Source organism: Streptomyces rhizosphaerihabitans (genome assembly GCF_025399795.1).
GTDB classification, from domain to species: Bacteria; Actinomycetota; Actinomycetes; order Streptomycetales; family Streptomycetaceae; genus Streptomyces; species Streptomyces rhizosphaerihabitans.
The window spans coordinates 136700-149834 of sequence record NZ_JAODTZ010000011.1 but is presented as its reverse complement, the minus strand read 5'-3'; the positions used below and the strand labels follow the sequence as shown (position 1 = coordinate 149834).

Sequence of the window (13135 nt, the reverse complement as noted above, 5' to 3'; positions counted from 1 at the left end):
GTACGGCGGTGTCGGCGTGCCAACCGGTGGGCGGAGCGACGCAGCCGGTCCGTGCTGCGCGCCCCTTCCCGTGGGATGTGTCAGGAAGTCCCGCCGGTGGCGGGCGACTTCTTCGCCGACTCGGGGATCACGGAGTCGGTGCGCAGTGCCTTCCAGAGCGTCGACGCCTGCGGCTCGGCCGCCACGACCCGGTTCGGGTCGATCCTGTCGTACGACACCGGGAGCATGATCGTCTCCATGGTGGACGGGTCGACGCCGTTCATGCTCTGCCCGAACCTGGCCAGCGACCTGAGCGAGGCGAGGTCGGAGTCGGTGGTGAGCGCCTGGGTCAGGCTGTCGGCGATCTCGAACGTCTTGGCGGGGCTGCCCAGCAGGTCCTGCTCCTTGATCTCGGTGAGCAGCGCGGTCATGAACTGCTGCTGGAGGCCGATGCGGCCGAGGTCGCTGCCGTCGCCGATGCCGTGCCGGGTCCGTACGAACTCCAGGGACTGGGCGCCGTCCAGCCGGTGCGTGCCGGCGGTGAGGTCGAGGCCGCTGGAGGTGTCGTGGATGTCCTCGTCGACGGTGACGGTCACGCCACCTATCGCGTCCACCAGGTCCTTGAAGCCGGCGAAGTCGATCTCCATGTAGTGGTCCATGCGGATCCCGGAGATCTTCTCCACGGTCTTGACCACGCAGGCCGAACCGACCTGGGAGTAGACGGAGTTGAACATGACGCGCTTCGCGGAGGGGACCTTGGAGCCGTCCGCCTTGGTGCACTCGGGGCGGGTCACCAGGGTGTCGCGCGGAATGCTGATCGCGACGGCCTTCTTGCGGCCCTCGGGTATGTGCATCACCAGCGCGGTGTCGGAACGAGCCCCGGAGACGTGACCCGTCTTGAGTGCGGCGTTGGCGCCGGCGCGCGAGTCGGATCCGAGGATCAGGATGTTCTGTCCGGAGGTGGGCAGCTTCGCCGGCCGGTCGTCGCCGATCGCCTTGTCGAGGTCGATGCCCTTGATGTTGCCGTCGAGGCCGCTGTAGAGCCAGTAGCCGGTGCCGCCGGCCGCGATGACGAGGACGGCCAGCCCCAGCAGAATCTTCCTGCCGATCCGGCGGCCGCCTGCGCGCCCGCGTTCGGCTCCTTGCCCGTCACCGCCGCCGTCGCCCCGGGACGGCGCGTCGGATTCAGTGGGCTGGGGCGTCGAGACATGGCTCATCCTGGTCCGGGTCCTAGCTTGTCGTGCCCTTGGGGGCGGATGTCGATGGCCTGAGGACTCGGGTGGGGGAGGCCGGTCCGTGCATTGCCGGGCTGACGTGCACTATAGACACGCGTTCGGACGTGTGTGCGGCCAGGGTTATCGGTGTCGACCGCACCGTTCAGGACGGTACGGGCCGCCTGGCCGGGAGGCCTTCGGCGGCCGATCCCGCGTTGTGACGCCGAAGATCCCTGGTCAGGGGTGCAAGTCGGGCATTGCTCCCGACTTGAATGAAAGTTGAGTGAAGCGCGTCTCACGTTTGTGCCTGCCGGGGACAAAAAGTGGACAGAGGGTGGCTGAGATGTGAATATTCGATGGCGTGATCTCGCCGTTCGGGGCCGGTGGTCACGCCTGGTTGATCACTTTGGGTGTGAGGGGGGCCTCAGCCCTTTTCTGTAGGACGCTGAGGAGCCGTGGTGAGCCCGGGTAACCCCGAGAACAGTGCCCTGGTATCGACATATCGATCTTTGGTGCCTGTGAGGGCGCGCCGACGCATCGTGCGTCGTGTGCCGCGCCCACTGCGGATCGCCGTCATGCGTACCCTCGCCGCCCTCGACTCGTTCCGCTCGGCTCTGGTGAAAGCCGCACGGGGTGGGCGCCGCAGTCCGGCCAGGAGCGGCGCCCGTGCTCCGATGCGCGTCGTGCAGTTCAACGGCCGACATGTCCTGGCCACAGTCGTCCCCGGTGCCACCGAGTGGGCCGCGCGGGCCAGGAACCTCCATCTGCTGGTGGCGGTGCTGGAAGATTCCGAGATCGACTACTTCGCCGTACGCGGCACCGGCAAGAACGTGCCCTGCGTGGCTGTTCCCGCGGTGCTCCGTCGCGACGTGGAGGAAGTGCTCCAGCTCGTTTTCGCCCGTAACCCGGGCTACGCCTGCGCGGTACCGGGGGGAGCGCCGCTGACCGGACGGTCGGCGAAGACCTGGCGCAGGCTCCGCTCGCAGCAGGTGCTCCGGCTGTCCTGGAACGTCTGCGACCCGACGGAGAACCTCGTCTTCGCCCACGAGTCGGGATGCGATCTCGAGTTCTGGGACGAGGTCGACGGTGAGCTGGTCGCGCCGCGCCCCAACCCGGTGGTCACGAGAACTCCGCCGCGGGGCGAGCGCCGTCAGGCCGAGCAGCGCCTCTTCAGCCCCGTCCCGTTCCTGTACGGAACGGGTCAGACCCGCACGCTGCCCGAGTTCACCGCTTCGTTGATCGGCGACCACCTCTATCCGATCGACGTCGTCTACACCTGGGTCGACGACTCGGACCCGGTGTGGCGAAGGCGCAAGGACGCGGCACGACGGGCGCTGGCCACCGGCACGACATCGCTCCACGAACAGGCGGCGAACGGCGCGCGTTATACGAGCCGGGACGAACTCCGGTACTCCCTCAGGTCACTCCACCAGTACGCACCCTGGGTGCGGAACGTCTTCCTGGTTACCGCGGGACAGGTCCCCGCCTGGCTCGACACCGACCATCCGGGCCTGCATGTGGTCGATCACAGGGAGATTTTCTCCGATCCGGATGCCCTGCCCACCTTCAACTCCCATGCGATCGAAAGTCAGTTGCACCGCATTCCCGGGCTCGCGGAGCACTTCCTCTACTTGAACGACGACGTGTTCTTCGGGCGCCCGGTGCGCCCGGAGCGCTTCTTCCATCCGAATGGACTGACTAAGTTCTTCATGTCCAAGGCGCTGATCCCGCCCGGCCAGATGGAGCCGGATGACCTGCCTGTGGACGCCGCGGGAAAGAACAGCCGGGGCCTCATCGCCCAGCAGTTCGGCACCGTGATCTCCCAGAAGATGAAGCACACCCCGCACGCGCTGCGGCGCAGTGTCCTCGCGGAGATCGAACAGGTCTACGGCAAAGCCCACTGGGTGACGCAGCACTCCCGCTTCCGGTCGCCCAATGACGTGCCGATCGCCTCCTCGCTGCACCACTACTACGCCTACGGCTCGGCGCGAGCCACGGTCGGCGACATCCGCTACGTCTACATCGACCTGGCCGACGAACTGGCCCAGCCGCGGCTGAACAAGCTGCTGGCCCGCCGCAACTTCGACACTTTCTGCATGAACGACACGGTCACCGCCGTCGATCCCGAAAGACAAGCGCACATGGTTGCCACATTCCTGGACTCCTACTTCCCGGTCCCCAGCCCCTTCGAGACCGTCTCCAAAGCCGCGCCACTCCGTGGTCCGGCACGCCAGGGAGAACTGGGACGCACCGAGTCATGACGCCTCGCTCCCAGAGTGCCGCCGCCCCCGGGGGCGCGACAGCCGGCCTGCGCCGCCTGCGTACCCGTGCCGTTCTGCTGCGCAACCGGTTGATGAAGCCCCTTTTCGTCCCCCTGCGCAGGCGCGCTGCCCTGCTGCACTACGCCGGCATCCTCGACGGCCAGACCGTGAACCTGCACGCCCGGCTACCGCTCTCGGTCGGCCAGCCCGAGCAGGTGGAGATCGTCCTGTGCCGCGGGCGCCGCAGCCACTCCAGCCAGGCCCGCGTCTACCAGGGCACCGCTGGTGAGGCACTCGTGGACGCGGCCGTGCTGCTGGGTGCCGAGATCGGCGGGGCCCCTGTCGGCACCGGACGCTGGCGTCTGAGACTGCGGGTGCGTACGGGGCGCCGTACGCGCTCGCTGTCGCTGCTGCTGCTTGAACCGTCGGTGCCCTACGCCGGACCCACCAAGCCGATGGAAGCCTCCCCGGTGACGGGCGAACGCCACCGCATCGGCCGCTCCTTCCGCGGCAGCGCCCGCGTGGTCAGCGCCGCCGCACAGGCCGCCGTCGAGGTGGCCAAGGTGCACCTGGGGCATACGGGCCTCACTGTTGACTTTCGTGTCCTGGGCACCCGGGTCGAGGAGCCCTGGGCGCAGTTCACCGCCTCCGGGCGCACCGTCGAGCGGGCCGTCACCGTCCTTGGACCGGACGTCTTCCGTGTCGAAGTACCCCTGGACGAGATGCCGCCCCGCGATCTCCAGCCCGAACACTGGGACGTCCATCTGCGTGACCGTACCGGCCGGTCGATGCGCCTGGGGCGCCGACTGCACGACGTGCGCAACCCGCTGCGCGTCTTCGCCATGCGCAGGCTCGCCGTCACACCGCCGGGCCACACCGCCATGATCGTCCAACCGCGTTACACCCCCGCAGGGAATTTCCGGGTGACCTGCACGCGCATGCCCGAGGCAGGCTGAACCGACAGATGAAAATCACGTTCCTGCTGACCACGGCCGACGCTGTCGGCGGTACCGAGCGAGCGGCGTTCAATCAGGCGTCCGAACTTGCCGAGCGTCACGACGTGCGCGTGCTCAGTGTCTTCAAGAGCACGTCCGAGCAGTTCTTCACCCCGGACACCAGGGTCCGCGTCGACTATCTGGTCGATCTCACCTCCGAGGTCCCCCGACCGCTGCGCCCGACCTCGGTCGAGGACTCCGTGTGGTACGAACTGGCGAGCCAGCCCAGCCAAGTGGTCGACCGCTCCTGGGAGCCGATCTTCAACCGTCTCTCGGACCTCGAGCTCGACCTCGCCCTCCAGGACACCGACACCGACATCCTGATCAGCACCACGCCCGCGTTGATGGCGCTGGCCGTTCGCTACGCCCCCGGGCATGTGATCACCGTCCACCAGGAACACCGGGTCTCCGAGCTACGCGGCCCTACCGGGGAGCCGCTGCGCCGCTACGCTGCCCAGCTCGACGCCCTCGCCGTGCTCAGCGAACGCACTCTCGAATGGTTCGCCGAGACCCTCGGCGACGCTGCGCCCCGCCTGGAGGTCGTACCCAACGCCCTGCCCAGCGGCTTCCGGCCGTGCTCCACCCTGCAGACCCGCACCGTGGTGATCGCCGGGCGGCTCGTGGCGGAGAAGCAGATCGACCACGCCGTCACAGCCTGGGCGAAAGTCGCCGAGCACCACCCGGACTGGCAGCTGCGGATCTTCGGCGACGGGCCGCTCAGCGGGGCCCTGCGCCGCCAGATCGACATACTCGGACTGCACGACTGCGTCCAGCTCAACAGCAATTCCCGGCATCTCGCGGAGGAGTGGGCCAAGGCCAGCATCGCCACCCTCACCTCTCGCAGCGAGGCGTTCGGCCTGGTGCTCGCCGAGGCGCACGCGGCCGGCGTGCCGGTCGTCTCCTACGACTCGCCGAACGGTCCGCGTGAGGTCGTCATCGACGGGCAGACCGGGATCCTCGTCCCACTCGGCGACACCGACGCCCTGGCCTCCGCACTGATGCTGCTCATCGAGGACACCGAACTGCGGCGTCGTATGGGCGCCGCGGCCCTGGCCTCGGTGGACCGATTCTCACCCGCCGTAGTCACCGCCCAATGGGAACGCGTCTTCCATGAGCTCGTCGTGGAACGGGACAGCGGAGGGCGTGCCACGGCCAAGGCCGAACGCCAGGCCGTGCACGCCTACCACGGCGGTTCCGACGGCATCGTGCCCGCCGCGGTTCCCACTCCCGCCACCATGGTGCGCTCCACCGAGCACCAGGCCGCGGAAGAACGACTGCTCCAGCGGCCCGACCTGATCCGTGACGGTGGGCAGGTGTGCCGACTGCTGGACTGGGAGTCGCCCTGGGACGTCGTCCAGCGGAACCTCGCCCTGGCGGTGAACGCCCTCGAAGCCGCCGCCATCCCCCACGTCGTGGTGAGGGACCACATGATCCGGCACACGGTCGCTGTGCACGCCGGGCAGAGGGATGCCGTGTTCAAGGCGCTCGCCGCCACCCACGCCGACAACGCCGTGTACGCCAGCGTCCTCAATGAGGGTCAGAAGACCGTCGCCACCGTCCTTGCCGGACTGGTCCTCCCGTTCGCGGACCCGACCGTCTCCGGTGTCCGCATCCACCAGAACCTGGTCTCCCAGTCGCGGCTGCTGCGCCTCGGCACCGTCTACGGCTGCACCATCTCGTTCTGGGAGACCGACCCGGAGGACGAGAAGTGGCTGCGGACTCCCGTCCGCACCCTGATCGGCGACCGGGTCCCCGAAAGCGCCCTGCGCCGCAGGGCCCTCTCTCTCGGCGGCCGCGCTTACCCGAGCATCGAGCCGTTCACCCGCAACCTGCACGGAGATGTCACCTTCCCCGTCGACGTTGTCTACACCTGGGTCAACGGCGGCGACGTGGCCTGGCTGGAACGCAAGAGTGCCGTCCTCGCCTCGCTGGGCATGGAGACGGAGGATTCGGCGACCAGCGCCGCCCGGTTCCGGGACCGTGACGAACTGCGCTACTCGCTGCGGTCCATCGACATGTACGCCCCGTGGATCCGCAACATCTACATCATCACCGACCAGCAGATCCCGAACTGGCTCGACACCGACCATCCGCGTGTCCGAGTCGTGGACCACAAGGAGATCTTCGGCGACCGAGGTGCCCTGCCCACGTACAACTCGCATGCCATCGAGAGCCAGATGCACCACATCGAGGGGTTGGCCGAGCACTTCCTGTACTTCAACGACGACATGTTCATCGGGCGTACCCTGCGACCGGACCACTTCTTCCTCGGCAGCGGCCAGGCCAAGCACTTCATGTCACCGACGGCCATACCGATGTCGCCGGTCTCGGAAGAGGACGAGTTCAACATCGCGGGCGCCAAGAACAACCGGGAACTGATCGAGAGGGACTTCGGGCAGACCCTGGTCAACGGTTTTCTGCACGCCCCGTATCCACTGCGGCGCAGTGTCCTCGAGGAGATCACCGACCGCTACCAGGAAGAGGCGGCGTCCACCGCAACTCATCAACTGCGCAGTCACAGTGACATCTCGATCCCCTCGTCGCTGCACCACTACTACGGCTACCACACCCTGCGCAGTGTGCCCGGCAGCATCTCGTGCGGTTTCGTCAACGTCGGCCTCAGTGAGCACAAGGCCCGTCTCAGCCGCATTCTCGCGGCACGGCCGCATGACGTGTTCTGCCTGAACGACTACCACGACGGTGACGTCACCGAGGACGAACAGGACGCGATTCTCGCCGCGTTCCTGCCCAGCTACTTTCCGGTGCCGAGTCAGTTCGAGTCCGGATCGACACGCAACGAGCGTGCTCGCCTCGGTTATCTGCCCGAGTGGCCCCTGTGAACACCCCTAGTCCCGTTATCGGGAGGAGAAGCAACGTGAACAGCCCCGCGTCCGTACTGCAGATCATGGCGCATCCGGACGACGACCTGTACTTCGTGAACCCCGCCGTCGTCCAAGGGCTGAATGCCGGTACTCCCACAACCACGGTCTACCTCACGAGTGGAGACTCGGACGGACGCAATCACCGGCCCTGGCAGTCGGGGCCGGCGACCGAAGAAGTGACCGAGAACCGGGCGGATTACGCCAAAGCCCGGCAGAACGGCATCAAGGCCGCTTACGCGGCGATGGCGCTGGGCGACCGCACCGCGGAGTGGAAGGACACGACCCTCACCACGGTCGCGGGCCCGGTGGCGGAGATCTACTCCCTGGCCGACGCACCGTGGGTGAAACTGATCTTCCTCAATATCCGACAGCACGGAACGCCGGAGGGTCCGCCGCGGAGCCTGCACGTGCTGTGGCGCGAGGAGACGGAACGGGTTCCCACGCTCGTGGTCAGCGGTGGTGTGGTCCATGAGCAGAACTGGTACAACCGGGCCGGCCTGGTCGAGACCCTTGCCCAGATCATGGGCATCGTCCGTCCGACCGTGATCCGCACCATGGACCCGGATCCGGACCGACTCGTGCACAACGAGCGGTTCCCGCAGCGGCACGACTACGGCGACCTCTCCGACCATTGCGACCACACCGCGGCCGCCCTGTTCAGCTGGCTCGCTGTAGCCCGCCACCAGGCAACCGTCGAGAAGCAGACGTTCGTGGTCGAGGCCTTCCGTGGCTACTACAACGAACGCTGGCCGCACAATCTCGGCGTCCGGTCCGTTTCCCAGAAGGAGCTCTTCCTCAACCTCTACGCGGCGGCCGACGGCTACGACTGCGGCGATCCGGCAGGCAGTGGGGACTACTCCGTCGGCCTGGGCGCCCGGCTGACCGGATGGGTGCAGAGCACCGCCCCACGGCACCCGGCTGGCGTCAATTGGCTGCTGACCGACCCCACCGGCCGGCTCACTGCTTTCGCCGTGGTCAACCAGCAGGCCGCGGTATGGATGGAGGCACAGCCCGGCTCCGGTCAGTGGCGCGGCCCCTTCTTCCTCGGCGGCGGACCGCTCGCCCCCGGCCTCGCGGTCTGCCTCACTCCGGACGGGCGCTGGCAGATCTTCGCCGAGCGGATGTCCCTCCTGGCCGTCGACGACGCGCAACGGCGAGAGATCGTCCTGCTCGAACAGGCAGAGCCCGGAGGCGCGTTCCGTAGCTGGACCCCACTCGGCAACCCCTCGGCCGGGAGCCGGACGCGTGACCGTCACCTCGGTGCACCGGTCGTGGCCCGGGACGGCGCGGGCCGGCTTCACCTCTTCGTACGCAATGCCGGTCAGGGCCTGCATACCCGAATCCAGATGCCCGACGGCACCTGGAGTGGCTGGACCGACCTGCGCGGCCACGAACTACAGGAAGGCCTCGCCGCGGTCACAGCGGCCAACGGCCACGTCGACGTCTTCGGCGCGAGCCGCGGCGCCGTCTTCCGCTGGGCGCACAAATCTCTGAACGAACCACTCACCCGTGCTCCGCGCTTCCGGCTCGCTCCGTCCGCCGGACCAGTGGCCGCCGTTCTGCAGCCGAGCGGCCAGGTCATGACCGTCTACCGGGAGCCTGACACGGGGCACCTGCTCATGGCCCAGGAAGACGATCCCGGGGGTCGCTGGGCGCAGCCCGCGGAGTCCGTGGGCGGTCGAGGCGGCTACGGTGCCGTGGCCCTTGCCGCAGGGCCGTCGCCGGAGGCGGGCACGCTCGTCGCCTGCCGCAGCAACCTCGGCGCGGTCGCCTACCGTTTCCTGCCTGGGGACCCGGACCAGCCCTGGCAGGAACTGCCCACCACATCGCTCGGTGGCACCTTCACCGGCGCCCCGGCAGCCGCGTTCGACGCCCAGGGACGTGCCACGATCGCGGTGATCGGCGCCGATGCCAAACTGGCGGTGGCCCGTCAAACGGTTCCCGAAGCCGCCGAGTTCGGGGCGTGGACGATCGTCGGCTGACCGGAACGCACAAGGGGTCCTCCGCGCCATCGCGCGGAGGACCCCTTGGTTCAGGCTGCCGAAGGTGTTACGCCGGAACCGAAGCCAGTCCCGGCTCCAGGAACCGCTTCCCGGTCACCCGCTCGGAGACGCCCTCGCGGTCCAGGTACGGCGTGATGCCGCCCAGGTGGAAGGGCCAGCCGGCACCGGTGATCAGGCACAGGTCGATGTCCTGGGCCTCGGCGACGACGCCCTCGTCGAGCATGAGCCCGATCTCCTGGGCCACCGCGTCGAGGACCCGGTCCCGCACCTGCTCCTCGGTCAGGACGACGTCGCCCTGCTTGAGGAGAGCCGCGACCTCGGGGTCCAGCTCCGGCTTGCCGGAGTCGTAGACGTAGAAGCCGCGCTTGCCCGCCTTGACGACCGCCGCGAGGTTCGGGGAGACCGTGAAGCGGTCCGGGAAGGCCCGGTTGAGGGTCTCCGAGACGTGCAGGCCGATCGCGGGGCCGACCAGTTCGAGGAGGACCAGCGGGGACATCGGCAGGCCGAGCGGCTCGATGGCCTTCTCGGCGACCTCGACCGAGGTGCCCTCGTCGATGACGTTCTGGATCTCACCCATGAAGCGGGTCAGGATGCGGTTCACGACGAACGCCGGGGCGTCCTTGGTGAGAACCGCGGTCTTCTTCAGCTTCTTGGCGACGGCGAACGCCGTGGCCAGCGAGGCGTCGTCCGTCTGCTCGCCGCGCACGATCTCCAGGAGCGGGAGGATCGCGACCGGGTTGAAGAAGTGGAAGCCCACGACCCGCTCGGGGTTCTTCAGCTTCGACGCCATCTCGGTGACCGACAGCGAGGAGGTGTTGGTGGCGAAGATCGCGTGCGCCGGGGCGACCGCCTCGACCTCCGCGAACACCTGCTGCTTGACGCCGATCTCCTCGAAGACCGCCTCGATGACGAAGTCGGCGTCGGAGAAGCCCTCCGCCTTGTCCAGCACACCGGAGACCAGGGCCTTCAGGCGGTTGGCCTTGTCCCGGTTCACGCGGCCCTTGAGCAGCAGCTTGTCGATCTCGGCGTGGACGTAGCCCACACCCTTGTCGACACGCTCCTGGTCGATGTCGGTCAGCACGACCGGCACCTCCAGGCGGCGCAGGAAGAGCAGGGCCAGCTGCGAGGCCATCAGGCCCGCGCCCACGACGCCCACCTTGGTGACCGGACGCGCGAGCGACTTGTCCGGCGCACCGGCCGGACGCTTGCCGCGCTTCTGCACCAGGTTGAAGGCGTAGATGCCGGAGCGCAGTTCGCCACCCATGATCAGGTCGGCGAGCGCCACGTCCTCGGCGTCGTAGCCCTTCTGCAGGTCGCCGTCCTTGGCCGCGGCGATGATGTCCAGCGCGCGGTAGGCGGCCGGGGCGGCCCCGTGCACCTTGCTGTCGGCGATGGAGCGGCCGCGCGCGACGGCCTGGTCCCAGGCCTCGCCGCGGTCGATCGCGGGGCGCTCGACGGCGATCTCGCCCTTGAGGACGGCGGCCGTCCAGAGCAGCGACTGCTCCAGGAAGTCCGCGCCCTCGAACAGCGCGTCGGCGATGCCGAGGTCGTAGACCTGCCCGCCCTTGAGCTGCTTGTTCTGGTTGAGCGAGTTCTCGATGATCACCGAGACGGCCTTGTCGGCGCCGATCAGGTTCGGCAGGATCGTGCAGCCGCCCCAGCCGGGGACCAGACCGAGGAAGACCTCGGGCAGCGAGAAGGCGGGCAGAGCCGCGGAGACGGTCCGGTACGAGCAGTGCAGACCGACCTCGACGCCACCGCCCATCGCCGCGCCGTTGTAGTAGGCGAAGGTCGGGACCGCGAGGCCCGACAGGCGCTTGAAGACCTCGTGGCCGCCCTTGCCGATGGCGAGCGCGTCCTTGTGCTCCTTGAGGAGCTCGACGCCCTTCAGGTCCGCGCCGACCGCGAAGATGAACGGCTTGCCGGTGACGCCGATACCGACGATCTCGCCGGCCGCGGCCTCCCGCTCGACCTGGTCGATGGCGGTGTCGAGGTTTGCCAGCGACGCCGGGCCGAAGGTGGTCGGCTTGGTGTGGTCGAAGCCGTTGTCCAGGGTGATGAGCGCGAAGCGCCCGGCACCGAACGGCAGGTCGAGGTGGCGTACGTTCGCGGACGTCACTACCTCGTCGGGGAACAGCTCGGCTGCGCCCTTCAGGAGTTCAGCGGTGGTCACTTGTCGCCTCCGGCGTCCTTGTGGTGCGGGTTCTCCCAGATCACCGTGGCGCCCATGCCGAAGCCGACGCACATGGTGGTGAGGCCGTAACGGACCTCCGGCTGCTCCTCGAACTGGCGGGCCAGCTGCGTCATCAGACGGACGCCGGAGGAGGCGAGCGGGTGGCCGTAGGCGATGGCGCCGCCGTACTGGTTGACGCGCGCGTCGTCGTCGGCGATGCCGTAGTGCTCCAGGAAGGCGAGCACCTGGACGGCGAAGGCCTCGTTGATCTCGAAGAGATTGATGTCCTCGATCGAGAGGCCGGCCTTGGCGAGAGCCTTCTCGGTGGCCGGGATCGGGCCGTAGCCCATGACCTCCGGCTCGACGCCCGCGAAGGCGTACGAGACCAGGCGCATCTTGACCGGCAGGTTGTTCTCGCGGGCGAAGTCCTCGGAGGCGAGGATCGACGCGGTCGCACCGTCGTTCAGACCGGCGGCGTTACCGGCGGTGACACGGCCGTGGACGCGGAACGGGGTCTTCAGGCCGGACAGGTTCTCCAGCGTGGTGCCCGGACGCATCGGCTCGTCGGCGGTGACCAGGCCCCAGCCCGTCTCACCGACCTCCGCGTTGGTGTTGCGCACCGAGATCGGCACCAGGTCCTGCTGGATCTTGCCGTTGGCGTACGCCTTGGCGGCCTTCTCCTGCGAGCGCACGGCGTACTCGTCGGCGCGCAGCTTGGTGATCGTGGGGTAGCGGTCGTGCAGGTTCTCGGCGGTCATACCCATGAACAGGGCCGACTCGTCCACCAGCTTCTCGCTGACGAAGCGCGGGTTCGGGTCCACGCCCTCGCCCATGGGGTGGCGCCCCATGTGCTCGACACCACCGGCGATGACGGCGTCGTACGCGCCGAACGCGATGGATCCCGCGGTGGCGGTGACGGCCGTCAGGGCGCCGGCGCACATGCGGTCGATGGAGTAGCCGGGGACCGACTGGGGGAGCCCGGCGAGGATGCCGGCCGTGCGGCCCAGGGTCAGACCCTGGTCACCGATCTGCGTGGTCGCCGCGATGGCGACCTCGTCGATCTTCTTGGGGTCAAGGCCGGGGTTGCGGCGCAGCAGCTCCCGGATGGCCTTCACGACGAGGTCGTCGGCACGGGTCTCGTGGTAGATGCCCTTCGGGCCCGCCTTGCCGAACGGGGTGCGGACGCCGTCTACGAAGACGACGTCCCTGACGGTACGAGGCACGATGGCTCTCCTCCAGATGCGGGATGGCACTGCTGCGCGGACACACGCCTGAGCGCGCGCTCAGCACCCATGCTACTTACGAGTAACCAGCCTGCCCAGTCCCGAGGCCGGGAGCGGCGAACGTCACATCCGAATGGCTCGGCGTCGTCGGCCCGGCCCGCCGTTGACAGGCGTCCGGCACCGGCGCTCCGTCCGGGGTCCGTCACGTCGGCGGTTCGCGGCGGACAGCCCGCTTGCGGCGCCGCTGCCCGCCGCGACGGGATTCCACCGATCAGGCGCCCGCCGGGTTGTGTGCGCGCTCGGCCGGCGCGCTCGGGCGGCCCAGGATCTTGGCGTGATCTCGTCGCCCGTTCGACGGGTCGGTCCCGCTTCAAGGACCCGTTCGGCGTAAACCGAGCACGCGGA

Annotated in this window: 7 protein-coding genes; 4 read left to right on the top strand and 3 right to left on the bottom strand. The window is 68.5% G+C overall.

Annotation, left to right across the window (positions count from 1 at the left end):
- Positions 1–80: 80 nt before the first annotated feature.
- A complete protein-coding gene (locus N4G66_RS14100) occupies positions 81–1196 on the bottom strand; it encodes an LCP family protein (protein WP_261704418.1) in 1116 nt (371 codons plus the stop codon).
- A gap of 452 nt (positions 1197–1648) precedes the next feature.
- Between N4G66_RS14100 and N4G66_RS14095 the strand changes: the two genes are divergently transcribed.
- The 4 genes from N4G66_RS14095 to N4G66_RS14080 are packed head-to-tail and all read left to right on the top strand — an operon-like array spanning position 1649 to position 9313.
- Entirely contained in the window at positions 1649–3454 is a 1806-nt protein-coding gene (locus tag N4G66_RS14095) for a stealth family protein (RefSeq protein WP_261704417.1), read from the top strand.
- On the top strand, positions 3451–4410 hold the full coding sequence (locus N4G66_RS14090; protein ID WP_261704416.1) for a hypothetical protein: 960 nt from the start codon (positions 3451–3453) through the stop codon (positions 4408–4410). The genes N4G66_RS14095 and N4G66_RS14090 overlap by 4 nt, the downstream gene beginning before the upstream one ends.
- 8 nt (positions 4411–4418) lie before the next feature.
- Positions 4419–7289, top strand: coding sequence for a stealth conserved region 3 domain-containing protein (locus tag N4G66_RS14085; RefSeq protein ID WP_261704415.1), 2871 nt, complete (start codon positions 4419–4421; stop codon positions 7287–7289).
- 35 nt (positions 7290–7324) lie between these two features.
- Positions 7325–9313, top strand: a complete 1989-nt coding sequence (locus N4G66_RS14080) for a PIG-L family deacetylase (protein WP_261704414.1) — start codon at positions 7325–7327, stop codon at positions 9311–9313.
- A 67-nt stretch (positions 9314–9380) separates the two neighbouring features.
- Here N4G66_RS14080 and N4G66_RS14075 read toward each other — a convergent pair whose 3' ends face one another.
- Both N4G66_RS14075 and N4G66_RS14070 read right to left on the bottom strand, forming a co-directional pair.
- Entirely contained in the window at positions 9381–11507 is a 2127-nt protein-coding gene (locus N4G66_RS14075) for a 3-hydroxyacyl-CoA dehydrogenase NAD-binding domain-containing protein (protein WP_261704413.1), read from the bottom strand.
- A complete protein-coding gene (locus tag N4G66_RS14070) occupies positions 11504–12730 on the bottom strand; it encodes a thiolase family protein (RefSeq protein WP_261704412.1) in 1227 nt (408 codons plus the stop codon). The genes N4G66_RS14075 and N4G66_RS14070 overlap by 4 nt, the downstream gene beginning before the upstream one ends.
- Positions 12731–13135 lie beyond the last annotated feature (405 nt).